The organism is Streptomyces colwelliae (genome assembly GCF_048158785.1).
Classification (GTDB): domain Bacteria; phylum Actinomycetota; class Actinomycetes; order Streptomycetales; family Streptomycetaceae; genus Streptomyces.
This window is the reverse complement of the sequence record NZ_JBLTJC010000244.1, coordinates 1-16,139: the sequence shown is the minus strand read 5'-3', so window position 1 is coordinate 16,139 and position 16,139 is coordinate 1. Positions and strand designations below refer to the sequence as shown.

The window sequence follows — 16,139 nt, the reverse complement described above, 5'->3', positions numbered from 1 at the left end:
ATCCTTGCAGGTCAAAGCGCAAATAAGTTGACTAAAAGCCGGACAAACATCGTCTCAATCTTTGCGTCCTTGCAGGTCAAAGTGTCTATAGATAGTCAGATGCTTGCAGTTAGATTGAGACGACATAACCGGCAGGGCGATGCCGAGGGGTACTCCGCGGGCGATCGCGCCGACGGCGGCGAAGCATCCGATGACGGCCACCACCACGGCGGAGTAGCGCAGCGACCCCGTGCTCGTGGCGTGCAGGGCCATGCGGCCGGCCGGGCGCCGGGCGAGCCAGCGGGCTGCCAGGCGGTCCGCCCAGGTCGCCAAGGGCGGGAGTACACCGATCCGGTGGGGCTGTTCGGGCATGCTGCCGTCGGTGGGAACCGTCCAGGCCAGCCAGCCCCAGCCGGTGCGCTCGTGCACCAGGTAGGGCTCGTCGGACGCGCTGGCGGATCCGGTGCCGTCCGCGATCCGCACCGTCTGCAGGGCGCAGGAGCGTTCCGCGTCCCAGCGGGCCGGGTTGTCGGCGAAGGGCCGCAGGCGTGCCGTGGCCGGGTGCGGTGTGTGCAGCGGGTCCGTCATGAGGTGCTTCCTTCCAATCGGAGTCGGCGGTCGGTCGAGGCGGAGGTGCACGTGGTGCAGCGGCCGTCGCCGTCGGGGTGGGCGCGCCGGGAAGTTGGGCCCGGGCAGGTGCGGCAGGGCGGCCAGCCGAGGCAGGCCGGGCAGAGGTCCTCGCCCGGAGCGGTTGCGGGTACGCCGCAGCCGGCGCATTCGACGAGGGCGCGGTAGGTCAGGGCCTCGGACACGGTGCGGGCGGCGGATGCCGCCGATGGCCTTCCGGGGTTCGCCGTCGCGAGCGGCTCGTCGGACGCCGGCTCGGTGTGGTTGTCCATGGTGGTGGGCGGCGGGTAGGCCTGGGCGGCGCGGAGCCGGGCGGCGATGATCGCGCCGACGGAGGTACGCACCGGGTGCGGCAGGGGCCTGCCGGTGATGACGTGGCGCAGTTGCTCGCGGCTCCAGCCGGCGTCCATCATCACGGCCGCCACGCGGCCCTGATCGGTCAACGCCTTCCCGGTCAGCAGGAGTTCGGGACGGTGCGCTCCGATCTCCAGCAGCAACTGGATCCCCGGATGCACGTCGTCCGCCGGGGGCGGCGGTGCCGGGACCGCTGTCGCCTTCGGGATACCGGTCCGTCCGACCACTGCGGTCGTCCGCGCGGCGTCGGCGTGGTTGCACGGACGGAGGGGGCTGGTGTCCTGGTTGTTGGTCTTCTTACTGATGGTGTTCTTAGTGGGCCGGTCAGCCAACGTAGGGATATCCACTGGTGGAAAACCCGACTCTGGCCCGGACCAGGGGTTTTGCAGGCTCGGGAGATCGGTGATGACGTACGCGGCCGCGCCGAGCGTTCCGTCGCTCTCCCGCCCGCGTTCCCGTACGAGGAAGCCCTGCCGCTCCAACTCCTTCAGTCCGCTCCTCACGGCTGCCTCGCCGTCGCGGCCGCGGCGGGCGATGTCGGCGACGGTCATCCGCCAGCCGTCCCGGTGGGTGGAGAGCAGTCCGAACAGGCCCTTGGCCTTGAAGGACAACCGGGTGTCGCGGAACAGCGTGTTGGCGATCTGGGTGAACTCATCGGCCGCCATCACCCCGCGGCGGATCCCCGCCGGGGAAGCGCTGCCCTGCCCGGTGCCGGGGACCGTGCTCACCGCGTCGGCCTCGAACAGTGCGGTGTCCAGGATGGCGGGGCGGTCGGTGATGCAGTAGACGATCTCGCCGAGAGTGCCGTCCGGGCGGCGCAGGCGTTCCCGGACCAGATAGCCGTGCTGCTCCAGTTCGCCCAGAGCGGCGCGGACCGCTTCCCGGCCGTCGGGGCCCAGGCGGACCAGGTCGGCGATCGTCACCTGCCACCCGTCCCGGTGCGTGCTGACGTACCCGAAGGCGCCCTTCGCCCTGTACGACAGGCGCGTGTCGCGGAACAGCCCGTTGGCGATCTGGGTGAACTCATCGGCCGCCATCACGCCACGGCGGATCCCCGCCCCGAAACGACTCACCACGCCGCCCCGGCACACGCCGCGTGCGGCGCCCAGGGCAGCACGCACAGGCCCACCGGAGCGGGATGGCCGATGGGCCCGGGCGCGGGCACGTACATGCGATCCATGCCGTCAGCTCACCGGCCGGCCCCGACCAGACCGGCGGCCATGAGCCCCGACCATCCGTCACGATCCGGCAACGCAGCCGCCCAGCTGCCATGGTCGGGCCGACCACGCCGCCTTCACCCCCGGTGCGCAGCGGTTGCGCATCCCACTGCGCAGCCCCGGACGGGCGGTGCGCGACCGGGCTGCGCAACCAGCCCAGGATCGTGCGCAGCCGGGTCGTGCGGGGCGGCTGCGCAACCGGCGCGAGAACTCCTGATCTTCTGCTGCGCAGGGTCAGGTCGCGCACTGCGCAGGTGCCGATCGCGGCCCGGGCGGCTTGTGTCTGCGTATCGGTTCGTAGGGTCCAGTGTCCGCGCAGCGGGTGCTCGCGCTGCGGTCGTCGTCTGCGGCACGTGTGCCGGGCCCAGTGGACTCGCGGCCGAACCGTGGTTGGGCCTGTGGTCGGGCCGACCACGACCCCGACCATGGTCTTCGTGTCCCCATCGTGACCGTGGTCGGGCCGTCGTGGTCGGTGGTCAGGTCGGGGTCGGCAGGTTTTCTCAAGGTCAGCAACAACCGTTCTGACCTGGGAGTTTGACCATGTCTCCTGGCAAGCAGGCCTCGGAGAGCGGGGCCGCCCCGCCGATGGCCGCGGGCGCCCGGCTCGAGGCGATGCGGCGCCGCGTACGCCTCTCGCGCCTGGCCGCCTGGACCGCGATCGCGGCTGGTCCCATCGCCTTGTGCGTCGCCGTCGCCTCCAGCCCGACCACCGTCGAGGCCGCCACCGCGACCACATCCACAGCCGTGCGCACCACCCCGGCCGCCGCCGATCCGGGCGGCTATGCGCAGGTGTTCGTCGGCGCGTGGCTGCGCAGCAGCGCCGACGACGAGACCAGTGCGCAGGCCCGTCTTGCGCAGTCGCTCGCGCCGGACGTCGAACTGCCCGACCCGGTCTCCGGTACGCAGGCGAAGCCGGAGTCCGTCGTCGCGGTGCGCAGTGCGCAGCACGACAACGCGTGGTCGGTGACGGTGGCTGCGCAGTACGCCGACGGGTCGGTGCGCTACTACGCGGTGCCGGTTGCCGTCGGCGGGGCGGGTGCCTCGTTCGCGGTGACCGGGGCGCCGGGCGTGGTGGCGGGTCCGGCCCGGGCTGAGGCGGCGAAGTCGCCGTACGGCGTGAGCGTCCCCGAGGGTGATCTGTCGTCCGCGCTCGGGGAGTTCTTCGCCGCCTATCTGACCGGTTCCGGAGAGGTGAGCCGCTACCTCGCTCCCGGCGTGACGCTGTCGGCCGTCTCCCCCGCCCCCTACACGGCGGTGTCCGTCCAGCAGATCTCCGCCGTCGAACAGGCCGCGGCCGCCGAGCAGGTGCCGGCCGACGGCACGACGGTGCGGGTTCTCGTCCAGGTGGAGGCCCGGGACGCCGCCGGGCGGTGGCCGCTGGCGTACGAGCTGACGCTCAAGGCCCGCTCTGGCCGGTGGGAAGTTGCCGCGCTGGAGTCCGGCGAGTCGGGGACCGCTCAGGTGGGCGGTGCGCGGTGACCACGGTGCACAGCGTGCTGCTCGCCGGGGAGCTGGACGAAGTCGGCAACGGCTGGATCAACATGTTCAAGAACTGGGCGACCAACGGTCTGCAGGCCGGTCTGCTCGTCCTCGTCGTCGTCGTCATGATCCAAAAATTCTCGTTGAAGGCGGGGATCGGTGCCCTGCTGCTGATGGTGATCGCGATGGGGCTCTACAACTCGCGCAACGAGCTGGCGAACATGTTCGAGGACGAGGTGAAGAACCCGTCCAAGGGCGCACCGGCCGTCCCCGGCGTCGTCCGGTCCGAACTCCCGGCCTCCCGCGTGCACTCGCCCGGTGCAGGGGGCCGGCTGTGAGCGCGGCCGCTCCCGCGCGGGTGGGACGCTTCTACACCACCGCCCGCCGTCACCCCTGGGTTCTGGGCAAGGTCGCCGACTGGAAGATCCCGCTCGGCCCGTACACGCCCGCGCAGATCGCGGTCGCCGTCGTCGGCGGCTTCCTCCTCGTCAAGACCATCAGCTGGTGGTCGTGGATGGGGCCGGTCCCGATCGTGGCCTGGCTGCTGGCGATCTGGGCCGTGCGCCGTCCGAAGATCCGGGGGCGTGCCCCGATGCAAGCGGCCCTGGGCTGGCTGCTGCTGGGCGGACAGCCGCGCGGAGGGCGGATCGGCGGGCGCGCCGCCCGCGACCGCTCTGCCCACCCGCTGCTCGGCGGTTTCACGATGGAGGACGCGCCGGCGCTCGCTGCGGCGGTCAAGCCATCCCGTGCCGCCGCCCACCGTCCCCGCCGGGCACCGCGGCCGGGCCCGGCCGCGGGCCGCCCGGCCGTGGGCGTCCACGCGGAGCCGGCCGCTCCTGCGGGTCCGGTATGTCCGGTGTCGGGTGTGCAGCAGTTGCTCGCCCTCGCCGGGCAGAGTGGGGGTGCGCGGTGAGGGTGCCGATCCGTCACATCGCCGGGCACCTGGTGTGGTCGACGCAGGGCAGCGTGTGGGCGATCTACCGCCTCCACCCCGGCCCGGACGCCCGCGGCCGCAACGAGGAAACCGTCCAGGGCACCTACGTGCCCGCCGCGGTCCGCGACGAACAACTCGCCAAGATCACCCACCTGATCCGCTCCCTGTCCGGGGCTCCACGCCTGTTCGGGCTGTGCGCGCAGGTCGATCCGGGGGAGATCGCCCTGCGCATGATCGAAGGCATCGAGCCGGCCGACACGGCCCCGAGCGGCGGTCCGCATCCGTGGGTGGAGAACGTCGAAGCCACGCTGGACCTGCTGGACGACCAGGAGATGCACCGCCGCAGCCTGTGGCTGGCGGTGCCCCTGCAGACCGAGAGCGCCGACCTGCAGGTGTCGGCGTCGCTGGGCGCGGCGTGGGCCGAGGTGTCCCCGATGCTGGGCATGCGTCCGGCGCCGGTGGCACGGCGCGAGGTCAGCGCCTACCGCGAGCAGGCCTCCCGGGTGGAGGCCGCTCTCGCCGGTGGCATAGCTTTCCGTCCCGCCCGACCGGCGGAGATCGTGTGGATGGTCCAGCACGCCCTCCACCGTGGCCTGGCGGAGCCGCTGCTGGCCGAGGCCGAGAGCAGCGAGCTGTACGGCGGGCACATCCGGGACGGCGTACTTCGCTCCCCCAGCTACGCCGACCTCGGCCAAGTCCGCCTCCAAGAAGGGGGTATCGACCCCGAACTCGACGACGTCGACGACCTGGGGAGCGCCGGACAGATAACGCGGTCGGGCCGGAAGGCCTGGTGGCGGCTGAAGACGGACTCCCCGCTGCGACGGCGCTGGCTTCAGGTCGAATCCGACATGGGGGTGGGCTACCAGGCCCAGTTGGCGCTGGCCGAGTGCCCGCCCGCCGTCGGCCAGGACGCCGCGGACCTGTTCGCCCAGCTGGAGCTGCTGGACTTCCCCGTCGACTACACCGTCGACCTGACCCTCGTGCCCGCGGAGAAGGCCCGCGACCAGGTGCGGCGTAAGAAGAACGAACTCATCGACCAGGCCGACCAGTACGACGCCCGCCCCACCGGCATGCCCGCCTCGCTCACCGAAGCCGCCCGCGACCTCGGCGAGCTGGACGCCCGCCTCTCGCGCACCTCCGTCGAGGTCGAGGTGCAGTCGGTGACCGTCCTGACGGTGTGGGGGCCGACCGCCGCCGTCTGCGACGCCCGCGCCCGCGCCCTGGCCGCGCTGCTCGGCGGCGCCGACTACCGGGCTGTGCGCCCGGCCGGCCTCCAGGAAGCACTGTTCACCCTGGGCCTGCCCGGCACCGTACGGCCCGGCGTAGTACGGGAATTCACCCAGCATCAGGTCTCCGAGGACTGGGCGCTGGGCGGGGCCTTCACCGCCACCGAGGTCGGCGACCCGGCCGGCATGTTCCTCGGCATCGACCTGGACAGCGGAACCACCCGCCCCGTGATGATCAATGTCGCGGACGCGCCCAAGGTGGACGCGTCCGCGTCGATGGGGATCGTCGGGGATCTCGGCGCGGGCAAGAGCGTGCTGCAGAAGCTGATCGCCGAAGCGGTGTGGGCACGCGGCGGCTGCGCGATCTGCATCGACCGCACCCCGGTCCGCGAGTGGGCCACCTTCGCCCGCACCGCGGCGAAGGGACGCGTCCAGATCATCGACGCCGCCCAGGCAGAGGTGTCCATCGACCCGCTGCGCATGTTCGCCGGCCCCGAAGGCCGCCACTACGCCCTGTCCTACCTCACCCTGCAGCTCGGCATCGGCCCGATGAGCACCAACGGCGAGGTGCTGCACCACGCCGTCGAACAGGCCGCCGCCGGCGAACAGCCGTCCATGCACCGCGTGGTGGAGGTCCTCGATGCGATGGCCACGAACGAGGTGGGGAAGCGGCAGGACGCGGCCGCCACCCTCGCCGGTCTCCTCCGTGTGGTGGCCACCAACTCCCTTGCTGCAATGGTCTTCGACCCGACGTTGCCGCCAGTGCGGCTGGACGCATCGAGCACCTCCGACATGATCGTGATCACCACGACAGGCCTGAAGCTGCCGCCGAAGACGGCGTTCGACAAGCCGGAGGTCCTGCACCAGCAGCCGCTGGAAGCCTTGATCGGACGCGCGGTGCTCTACCTGATCGCCGCGATCGCCCGCCAGACCGCATTCGAGGACCCCGGGCGGTTCACCGCCGTGGTCCTGGACGAGCTGTACTGGCTCACCTCCTCAGCGGAGGGCACCGCCCTGGTCCACGAGATCCTCCACGACGGCCGCAAACACGGCGCCGGCCTCCTCGGCGCATCCCACGACGCCGAGGAACTCGGCCCCGACCGCGGCCTGATGGCCTACCGCGCACTCGCCCGCACCACCGACCGCGAACGCGCCCGCCGCGGCCTGGAGTTCATCGGCCTCGACCCGCACGACCCAGGCCTGCTGCGCCTGGTGACCACCGGCCTGTCCCCCGTCGGCCGCAAAGGCCGCGAGGGCGAGTTCCTGCTGACCTGCCCACGGCAGAACACCGGCCGCGTCAAGGCCGTCATCCCCCGCATTCCGCGCATCACCAGCTCCATCACCACCACACCGGGACACCCCTCCGCCAACGCCTCCCACCACACGGGCTCAGCGGCCAAGCCGCTCACCGGTGAAGCGATCGCCCGCCCGAAGGAGCACGTTCAATGATCTCTTCCTCCTGGGACCGCTCCCGGCGCATCCGTACAGCTGCGGCCGTCCTCACCGTGATCGCCGTGAGCGTCGGCGTGCTCGCCCTGGCCCTCAAGGTGGGCGTGCCGGACGCCTGGTGGCCGCACACCGGGCAGGCCTTCGCGTCCAGTCCACCACCGGCGCACGATGATCCGTGCCGCCTGATCGTGGGTGAGGCCAAGAAGTACTGCGAACGCGGCACCACCCACACCGCCTCGGCCGAGCACCACGGCAGGGCTTCGGCAGTATGGCGACTGCTGTCGGTCGGCGCGGGCCTGACCGGTCACATCGTGTGGCGGCTGCGCCGCGCCGCCCGGCAGAGGCGGCGCTGACATGCGGCGTCCAGACCGCGGCACCCTGCGCTCGGCCGGGTTCGTCCTGCTGCTCACCGGCGTGTTCGTCGTGGTCAACACGCAGGTCGTGTACGCGGCGAGCAGCAGCAGCGAGACCGGGGACCTCCTCGCGCCGCTGAACATCACCTCCTCCGAGGGGGTGCCGATCAACGGCTACGACCTGAGCTCCGAGGCGGGCTCCATCGTCGACTTCAAAGCTCAGGCCCTCGCGTTCGCCCTGTCCGGACTGTTCACCCTGATCCGGCTGCTGGTGGGACTCGCCGGGTGGGCGATCGAACTCGCCTTCCAGTTCCCGCTGCTGAAGATCCTGATCCACCCAGCCCAGAAGGTCGCCGACGCCTACGACCATGTGGTCGTCGACACGCTCGGGCTGAAAGGTCTCCTGCTGGCCTGGAGTTTCGTCTTCGCCGGTTTCATGATCGTGCGCGGTCGGGTCGGCCGCGGGCTCGGCGAGATCTTCCTGACCCTGCTGATCGCGGCGCTCGCCGCCTCCACGTTCGTGCGCCCCGACTACCTCCTCGCCCAGGACGGCCCACTCGGCCAGACGCAGCAGGTGGCCGCCGAGGTCGCCCAGCAGAGCGTCAACTCCTACGACTGGGGCGGCAAAATCACCTCCACCGACCCCTGCACGGGAATGGCCGGCAACGCCGAACTCACGTGCCTGCAACGGGAGGACGAGGCGCCCGTCTCCGCGGCGGAGGTGGCCCGCCCCTTGCAGGACTCGATCACCAACGCGCTGATCGTCAAGCCCTTCATGCTGCTGGAGTACGGACGCATCCTCGACCCGGGCAAGGCCGCCGACCGCAAGGCCTACGCGATCCATCTGAAGTGGGTCAGCGGTGGATACAAGGCCGCCACGACGGAAGCAGCCGACTGCGGCCGGCTCGCAGCGCCGGCGCAGAGCTACTGCGAGCAGCACCAGCAGGACGAGAAGGAGGCGAAGCACGCCTGCCGACTGATCATCGGCGACGCCAAGAAGATCTGCGAGCGCGACCGCGAGGCCAGGGTGTCCGGGAACACGCTGCCCGAGCTCACCCCGGGCAGCGCACTGCTGGAGGCTTCTAACCCGGTTGTCAGCGAGGAGGACCAGGAGTTCGCCGCGTTCCTCGCCGACATGAACAAGGCGGGTCCGGTCGGGAAGGCGTGCGCCGCCTACGCCGAGAAGCCCACCTGGTGGCGGGTCGGCGGCGCCGGACTGCTGCTGGTCGCCGCGCTGTTCATCTGCGGCATGCTGCTGTCCTCCGCCATCGTCCTGCTCGGCACCCAGGGCATCTGCGCCGCGGCCGCGGCCGTCGGCGGCGTCACCTTCATCGCGGGCATGCTGCCCGGGCCACCGCGCCAGAGTGTGTGGAAGTGGCTGTCGCTGTGGGGGATCGCGATCTGCGCGCTCGTCGCGATCTGTGCGTTCGTCCCGTTCTTCGGCATCGCCGTCGACGCCGCCCTCACCGACGGGCCCGACCTCATGGTCGAGCGGATCCTGCTCATCGACGTGCTGGCCATCGCGGGCGCGGCGGGGCACCGCCGGCTCCTGAGCGGCATCACCTCCTTCGGCCGGCGCACGGCGATGCGGATGCGCTACGCCAAGGTCGGCGGCACGCACCTGCCCGGTGACACCTCCGAGCTCGGTGCCGCCCTCGCGATGAACTCCCCTGCCGCGATGGGCGGTTACGGCGGCGGTCTGCGCATGTTCGCCGGTGGTGGGCTGCGTATGTTCGCCGACGGCGGTGGCGGCCGGTTCGGGCTGCTCGGCACCCGCTACCGGCTGCTGAGTGCGCTCACCTCGCTGGCCGACGGCGCCGGCATGCCGATGGACACCGGCGGGATCCTCGCCGACGCCACCGCCGAAGCCGGCCGCGGTCTCGCCCCGCTCACCGCCGCGGCAGCCGTCGGCAGTCTGGGGGCACGGCTCGGGCTGCAGGGCTCCCACTGGCTGATGATCGGCAGGCGGCCGGACGGAGAACAGCTGGCCAGGTGGCGCAGGCCCACCGCAGCAGGCGGACCGGAAGACGGCGGCCCGCCGTTCGGCGCACCAGGAGGCCCGGGTGGTCCGGGCGGTCCGGGCGGGGGGCCACGCAGGCCCGGAGGTCCGCCCGACCGGTACCGCAACGACCAGGGCCAGATCGTCAACCCCACCACCGGCCAGGTGCTGCACGACCACAACACCGACCGCACCCTGCTCTCGACGCGCGCCCACAACCGGCTGGTCCGCTTCCGCGGCTACCGCATCCTCAACCGGGGCGGCCGGGCCGCGTACGGAGGGACGGTCGGTCTGCCGGCAGGCGTCCGCCGCGCCCGCGAGGGCGGCTCGCGCTACACGCACGACGCACACCAGCAGGTACGGGTGTGGGCCAACACCGTGCGCGAGGACGCCCGCGTCTGGGGCGACACGGGCCGGCACGTGGCCCGCGCCATGCGGGACCAACCCTCTGACAGGGGTGGCGCAGGGCCCTTCAGCAGGCAGCGCTTGCCCGTTGGACCGCCAACGTCGCCTGGCGGCACGCCCCGGCCGGCTCCTCCCCGTCCAGCCCCAGCCCCCGCACGGCCCGCGCCGTCGACGGCCACCACGCCAACGCCCCCGCGCCGGAGCGGTCCTGCGGCCACGCCCCGGTCCGGTCCCGGTGGGGCCGTTCTTCCCGGCGGCAGGAGCGCGCAGAGCCAGACGCGCCAGGAGGCGCGGGCTCGGATGCGGGAGTTGATGCGGCGGACCGCGCCCGACGCGGAACGCCGGCTCCGGGAGCGGGCCCGCCGGCGCAACGAGGACGGTGAGGAGGAGTGAGCCGGCCCGGGCGCCATACGAAACGGGTCAGGCGGTGGGCGTGCGTGATCGCGCTGTTGATGTTCGCCGCCGTGTGCTGCGCCGCCCCGGTGTCAGGCGCGATCGGCGCCTACGTGGCGCTGAAGACGGGAGCGAGCGACGACGGCGGGATCGCCGAGGGCGGCAGCGCCGCGGACATCCCGGCGCGCATGCTCACCGCCTACAAGAAGGCCGTGCAGCAGGCCAGCCAGTACGTTCCGAAGTGCCAGGGCATGCGCTGGCCGGTACTCGCCGGCATCGCCAAGGTCGAGTCGAACCACGCCATCGGCCACGGCATCGCCACCAACGGTGACATCCGCCCCAAGATCTACGGGGCCCTCCTCAACGGCTCCGGTGCCGGCGGCAACACCACCGCCGTCGCGGACACCGACGGCGGCACATGGGACGGCACCGCGCAGGGAGAGCGTGCGGTCGGGCCGTTCCAGTTCCTGCCCTCCACCTGGGAGTCGACCGGGAAAGACGGCAACGGCGACAAGACCGCCGACCCGCACAACGCCGACGACGCCGCCCTCGGCGCCGCCGTCTACCTGTGCGGAGGCGGCCGGGATCTGACGCAGCGTTCGCAACTGCAGGCCGCGATCCTGCAGTACAACCACTCCAGCGCGTACGTGGCCGACGTGCTGGGGTGGATCACCCAGTACAAGGCGGCCGCCAAGGACCCCGACCTGAAGAACATCACGGGCACAGTCCGCACCGTCATCGAGGCCGCCCTCTCCCAGCGGGGTGTCCCCTACTCCTGGGGCGGCGGCAACGCGAACGGCACGACCTACGGCACCTGCTGCTCCCCCAGCGGCAAGAGCGGCACGAACATCAAGGGCTTCGACTGCTCCGGGCTGACCCAGTACGCCTACGCGCGCGCCGGTATCAGCCTGCCGCGCGTCGCCGCCGCCCAGGCCGGTGCCGGCCAACGCATCCCCGCCGGCCTCGGCCCATCCGTGCTCAAGCCCGGCGACCTCGTCTTCTTCGCCACCGCACCCGGACGTGATTCCACGATCTACCACGTCGGGATCTACCTGGGCAGCGGACAGATGGTCAACGCCGCCCGCCCGGGCACCGTGGTCCGCCTGGACGCCGTCAACACGATGTCCGGCTACGCGGGGGGAGCACGATTGCTGTGACCACCGCCCCACGCTCGCCGCGTCTGCTGATGCTGAGCGCCGTCGTGCTCGCCGCCGCCGGCATCACCTTGCTGGGCGTGCCGCACGGCCACGAGCCCCCGGCCACGACGACGACGGCGACGGCGACGGCGACGGCAGCGACCGTCGCCCGGTCCGCCACGGATCCGTCGTCTGCGGCCACTGTGCCTCCTGCCGGCAAGCCGACCGCCAGCACGTCTCCCTCAACGGCGCCCTCCACATCCGCCCCCTCGGTCCTCGAGTCCGCGCTGCCACCGCACGGCGAGGGCGCAGGCGGCGACCCGGCCGTCCAGCGGAACCTGGAGGCAGCCTGGCCCGCCGACCTTCCCGCCGCCGACGACAAGCAGTTGCTCGCCGCCGGCCGGGCACTGCTGCGCGCGGACGCCACCGGCACCGGCCGCGCGAAGTGGCCCACGGTCTTCCCCGACCCGGGTGGGGCGGTGGCCCCGGCATTCGCCACCGCCGGTTTCCGTATCCAGGCCGCGATCGCCCGCCGCGACCACAGCCCCGACAAGGCAGTGGTCCATCTGGTGTGGGCCGGCACCGACCGCGGCGGCACCTTCACCGACCTCCGCATCACCGACTGGCACTTCACCCGCACCGTCAAGAAGGGAACAGCGACGTGGACTCCGCAGCCCCGCATCTGACCAACCGGGCCGACGAGACGGCCGCCGGGCAGGTCCTCGGCCTGCTCACCGGCCTCGCCGACGCCGTCGACTGGCTCTACGACCACTGGTATCTGCTCGCCCTGGCCATCGCCGCCTGCTGGGGCGTGGGCGAGCGGGTGATCCGCCGACTCGCGGCACGCGCCTCCGCCGAGCGGATGGCCCTGGAGCTTGTCTCCAACCGGCACTTCGACCCGAGCCTGGAGGAGATCTTCCGGCGCGGTGTCCAGCTCGCCCGCGCGTCCACGGCCATGCCCTGGTGGGCGCCCCGCCGGGCGAAGACGGTGCAGATCCGGCTGCGCGCGGACGGCAGCACCCCGCTGCGCTACCGCGTCGAAGGCCCGGTCGGCGGCGAACGACTCCTGTCCATCACCCCGTTCGGACCGGACATCACCGTCAGCCGGGCCCGCCCGATCGTGGATGAGCCCCGAACACACGAGGTGCGGGCCGAGTTCATCCTGCGCGGCAAGCTCATCTCCCCGCTGCGCGAGGTACCACTCGCCCCCGACCCGCTCCAGCCGCTCGTCGACGCCGTGTCCGACCTCCGCGCCGAACTCGGCGACCTCGCCGAGATCCGGCTCGACATCCAGCGCGCCCCGAAGTGGGCCCTGCGGGCACGCCGCCTGCAGCTCATGAGCGCCGCACGCCGAACCGAGCGAAGGGAGGCCCAGCGGGCCGCACGCTGGCTGCGACAGGACGCCAGCGGCATCGAGGACTCCTGGGGCGGACAACTGCAGCAACTCCTCAGCGACAGACCCGGATCAGGCGCCGGCCGACGGCTGGTGATGCCGCCGGTGCCCCGCCGAGTGGAGCCGGCCGAGGCACTGGGCAAACTCGCCGAAGACGACCACCTGGTCCGTGTCCAGCTCCTCGTGATGTGCGCCTCCAACATCGAGGGCCGCGCCCAGGCCCGGCTCGCCCAACTCCAGGCCGCCCTCGACGTGTTCGGCGGCCGCTCACGGTGGTCCATGCGCGGATGGCGGCTGGGACCCTGGCGGATCGGCGCCGACCACTGGCCCACCCGCCGTGGCTTCCAGCGCCGCTGGAACCTGGGGCACTGCCAGCCACCCCGCGCGAACTGGGTACGGCTGGAAGAGATCACCGGCCTGCTCAAGCCCCCGACCGTCCACTGCCGACTGCCGGTACTCGCCGGGGACCTGCCCACCTTCGCATTCGGCGAGCCCGAGTTGCTCCTGCAGGGCATCTACCGCAGTCCCGACGGCCGACAGCGGCTCGTTGCCACGTATGCCGAGGAGACCCTCTTCGAGGTCGGGACGGGCAAAGCGGGCGGCGGCAAGACCGAACGGGCCCTGGCACAGGCAATCGCCTGGGCACACGCCGGCGGAGGGCTGGTCTTCGTCGACCCGCACCGCGACTCCTGGCCGCGGTCTCTGCCGTTCCTCGCCCACGACCACCTGATGCCGCGGATCGCGCTGGTCGACCTCAACGGCCTCGGCCCCAACCCGCGGGTCAGTTCCTGGAATCCCCTCGGCATGCACCACGGTCAGACGGCCCACGAGGTCGTCGAGGCGATCACCGACGCCTACGCCTCCGCACTGGCCTGGGACGACGCGACCGCTCCGCGCGCGATCACCATCCAGACCGCTGCACTCACCGTCCTGGTCGCGGTGAACCAGGCAGCCTGTCAGGCCGGACGGCCCGAGGACCAGGCCACGATCTTCCACGTCCGGGCCCTGCTCACCGACGTGGCGTTCCGCACGGCGGCGCTCGCCGCGGTGGCGGACCAGTTGGACGAGGAGACCCGCGCGTGGTGGAAGGTGGTGTTCCCGACGCTGCCGCCCGACGCGTTCGCCGTGGTCCTCAACCCTCTCGCGCGCCTGGCCGCCAACCCGATCACCCGCGCGTTCCTCGGCCAGCCGGCCGGCGTCTACAACATTCGCGCGGCGATGGACTCCAGAATGATCGTGTGGGTGTGCCCGGGCGGCAACGGGCCCACCGACCGCCTCCTGACCGCGCTGCTCGCCCGCGATCTGCTGCGGGCCGCGCGCTCCCGACGTGACACCCCCGAAGACCAGCGGGTGCCGTTCCGGCCGTATTTCGACGAGCTGATCACCCTGACCGGCGCGGCCCCGGAGACCATCGCCGCGATGTTCGAGGATCTGCGCAAGTACCGGTGCCACGTCCACGGCATGACCCAACTGCTGTCCCGCCTGCCCACCCCGGTCCGGCTGTCCCTGATCCAGAACGCATCCACGCTGGCCACCACCGCCGGATCGACATCCGCGATCGCACCGATCACCGCGGAATGGGGCGACAATCCGAGCCCGGACCGGGTCGCCACCATGGACCGGTTCGAACACTTCATCTCCATGAACGTACGCGGCCAACGCGTCGGGCCCGTCCAGTTGCGCGGCCCCCACCTCGACGACGTCTTCGCCGCCCAGGCCCGCCCGAACAACGTCCCCGCACTGGAACGCGCCGCCCAGACGAACGCCGGGGCCCTCCCCCTGGACCAGCTCACCGGCCACGCCGCCGGACAGCTCGGCCGCGTCACCGCCTACCTCACCGCGCACACACCGGCCGGCGCCTCCGTCCACCTGTCCAAGGACAACGAATGGAACTGACCATGGAACTGACCACCGCCCAGCCCACGGACCGTACGACGGCAGGCTTCACACCCAGCCCCGTGGAGCCTCTCGTGCATCAGCTCCTGGCCACACTCGCCCAGCACCGCATGGCCTCCACCCGTCAACTCCATGTCCTGCTGCGGCCCGACCGCTCCCGCCAGTCGGTCTCGGAGCGGCTGAACCAGCTGCTCGGCGAGCGCCTGGTCGACTTCGTCGTGCTGCCCCAGTCCAACCGCACCCGGGTCTGGTACCTCACGCCGAAGGGCGCCCGCCTGACGCGGGACTGGCCCGCGCTGCGCGGCCGCCCGCCGTATCCGATCACCTCGGCCACAGCGGCGTCGCTGAAGACCCCGCACACCCTGACCGTGCTGCGCACCCACCTGGAGTTCGTCGCCGATGCCCGCCGGCGCGGCGACGAACACGGTCACCTCGACTGGACACCTGAGGTGTTCCACGCGATCGGCGACGGCGAGAAAGTCGTGGCCGACGCGTTCCTGCACTACACCCTGGTCGACGGCCAACAGCGGCGGAAACTCAGGGCGTTCGTCGAGGTCGACCGGGCCACCATGAGCAGCGAGCGCCTCGCGGCCAAGCTCATCGAGTACGCACGGTTGTGGTCCTACGAACCACAGCCGGTCGGCCGGCGCCGGCAGCAGACCGGGCCCGGCTGGCTGCGCTGGTATCCCGTCTTCCCCCGCATCCTGTTCGTCCTGACCAGCGCCGGACGCCAGGCGATGGACAACCGGATCAGCGACCTCAAGGCCATGGCCGCCCACCACCCGCTCGTAGCTGAGCTGGCCCGCGAGGTCCCGCTGGGAGCGGTCGTCCTGGAAGACCTGGAAGAGCACGGCGCCACTTGCGACGTGTGGGTTCCGCTGGCCGGTGGCGAGCCCCGCCCATGGACCGAGCTGTGAGACCTCATCACGCCTGAGGCCGAATGTCGCAGCTCTGCAACTGCCACAGAAACCGCTTGAACTTTGCTCACGCGAACCAATAGTTTACTACTGCACAGCAGGGCGTCAGTGCGAACAAGCCGCTTGTGCACCGAACTTAGGGGATGCCAGATGACAGCAGCTACTGGCGACATTCACAGCAACGAACTATGCGCCGCCGGCACGTGGCCCGTCTCGGCACAGGCCGTCACACACATCGGGAGCGCCTGCGTGATCGAGGGGACCGGCGACTTCGACCCGGACGATCTGCAGCTGGTGCGCCGCCAGTTCCCGGACCGGCTCGTGACCCTCGACGGCGACGTGATCACCGTATGGCCTCAATCCACGCCCACCCCGTGAACCC

General features: G+C 71.8%; 13 protein-coding genes. 11 read left to right on the top strand and 2 right to left on the bottom strand.

Annotated features, from left to right (window positions below; translation table 11 throughout):
• Positions 1 to 54: 54 nt before the first annotated feature.
• Positions 55 to 567 carry a hypothetical protein gene (locus ACNFOC_RS36455; protein WP_416963309.1) on the bottom strand — a complete coding sequence of 171 codons (513 nt, stop codon included), beginning with the start codon at positions 565 to 567 and terminating at the stop codon, positions 55 to 57.
• The gene (locus tag ACNFOC_RS36450) at positions 564 to 2,033 is read right to left on the bottom strand and encodes a hypothetical protein (protein WP_416963311.1); all 1,470 of its coding nucleotides are present in this window, start codon (positions 2,031 to 2,033) and stop codon (positions 564 to 566) included. Before ACNFOC_RS36450 ends, ACNFOC_RS36455 begins: the two co-directional genes overlap by 4 nt.
• A gap of 684 nt (positions 2,034 to 2,717) precedes the next feature.
• Here ACNFOC_RS36450 and ACNFOC_RS36445 point away from each other — a divergent pair.
• The 11 genes from ACNFOC_RS36445 to ACNFOC_RS36395 all read left to right on the top strand — a co-directional run bounded on the left by ACNFOC_RS36445 (position 2,718) and on the right by ACNFOC_RS36395 (position 16,135).
• The gene (locus ACNFOC_RS36445) at positions 2,718 to 3,656 is read left to right on the top strand and encodes a conjugal transfer protein (RefSeq protein WP_416963308.1); all 939 of its coding nucleotides are present in this window, start codon (positions 2,718 to 2,720) and stop codon (positions 3,654 to 3,656) included.
• Positions 3,653 to 3,994 (top strand): hypothetical protein, encoded by a 342-nt coding sequence (locus ACNFOC_RS36440; RefSeq protein ID WP_416963307.1) that lies wholly within the window; start codon positions 3,653 to 3,655, stop codon positions 3,992 to 3,994. The genes ACNFOC_RS36445 and ACNFOC_RS36440 overlap by 4 nt, the downstream gene beginning before the upstream one ends.
• Positions 3,991 to 4,569, top strand: a complete 579-nt coding sequence (locus ACNFOC_RS36435) for a hypothetical protein (RefSeq protein WP_416963306.1) — start codon at positions 3,991 to 3,993, stop codon at positions 4,567 to 4,569. Before ACNFOC_RS36440 ends, ACNFOC_RS36435 begins: the two co-directional genes overlap by 4 nt.
• On the top strand, positions 4,566 to 7,265 hold the full coding sequence (locus tag ACNFOC_RS36430; RefSeq protein ID WP_416963305.1) for an ATP-binding protein: 2,700 nt from the start codon (positions 4,566 to 4,568) through the stop codon (positions 7,263 to 7,265). Before ACNFOC_RS36435 ends, ACNFOC_RS36430 begins: the two co-directional genes overlap by 4 nt.
• Positions 7,262 to 7,618: a hypothetical protein gene (locus ACNFOC_RS36425; protein WP_416963304.1), complete on the top strand. Its 357-nt coding sequence runs from the start codon at positions 7,262 to 7,264 to the stop codon at positions 7,616 to 7,618. The genes ACNFOC_RS36430 and ACNFOC_RS36425 overlap by 4 nt, the downstream gene beginning before the upstream one ends.
• Before the next feature lies 1 nt (position 7,619).
• Positions 7,620 to 10,415, top strand: a complete 2,796-nt coding sequence (locus ACNFOC_RS36420) for a hypothetical protein (protein WP_416963303.1) — start codon at positions 7,620 to 7,622, stop codon at positions 10,413 to 10,415.
• Positions 10,416 to 10,459: 44 nt separating this feature from the next.
• The gene (locus ACNFOC_RS36415; RefSeq protein WP_416963302.1) at positions 10,460 to 11,572 is read left to right on the top strand and encodes a C40 family peptidase; all 1,113 of its coding nucleotides are present in this window, start codon (positions 10,460 to 10,462) and stop codon (positions 11,570 to 11,572) included.
• Entirely contained in the window at positions 11,569 to 12,237 is a 669-nt protein-coding gene (locus tag ACNFOC_RS36410; protein WP_416963301.1) for a hypothetical protein, read from the top strand. The genes ACNFOC_RS36415 and ACNFOC_RS36410 overlap by 4 nt, the downstream gene beginning before the upstream one ends.
• Complete coding sequence (locus ACNFOC_RS36405) at positions 12,213 to 14,840, top strand: ATP/GTP-binding protein (RefSeq protein ID WP_416963300.1); 2,628 nt, start codon at positions 12,213 to 12,215, stop codon at positions 14,838 to 14,840. The genes ACNFOC_RS36410 and ACNFOC_RS36405 overlap by 25 nt, the downstream gene beginning before the upstream one ends.
• A gap of 2 nt (positions 14,841 to 14,842) precedes the next feature.
• Entirely contained in the window at positions 14,843 to 15,757 is a 915-nt protein-coding gene (locus tag ACNFOC_RS36400; protein ID WP_416963310.1) for a replication-relaxation family protein, read from the top strand.
• A 249-nt stretch (positions 15,758 to 16,006) separates the two neighbouring features.
• Positions 16,007 to 16,135, top strand: a complete 129-nt coding sequence (locus ACNFOC_RS36395; protein WP_416963299.1) for a hypothetical protein — start codon at positions 16,007 to 16,009, stop codon at positions 16,133 to 16,135.
• The last annotated feature ends 4 nt before the right edge of the window (positions 16,136 to 16,139 follow it).

What these genes read in the sequence shown, in the direction of transcription:
- ACNFOC_RS36455 (WP_416963309.1), bottom strand. Translation starts at nt 567, where the DNA reads ATGACGGACCCGCTGCACACACCGCACCCGGCCACGGCACGCCTGCGG.
- ACNFOC_RS36445 (WP_416963308.1), top strand. Translation starts at nt 2,718, where the DNA reads ATGTCTCCTGGCAAGCAGGCCTCGGAGAGCGGGGCCGCCCCGCCGATG.
- ACNFOC_RS36425 (WP_416963304.1), top strand. Translation starts at nt 7,262, where the DNA reads ATGATCTCTTCCTCCTGGGACCGCTCCCGGCGCATCCGTACAGCTGCG.
- ACNFOC_RS36420 (WP_416963303.1), top strand. Translation starts at nt 7,620, where the DNA reads ATGCGGCGTCCAGACCGCGGCACCCTGCGCTCGGCCGGGTTCGTCCTG.
- ACNFOC_RS36400 (WP_416963310.1), top strand. Translation starts at nt 14,843, where the DNA reads ATGGAACTGACCACCGCCCAGCCCACGGACCGTACGACGGCAGGCTTC.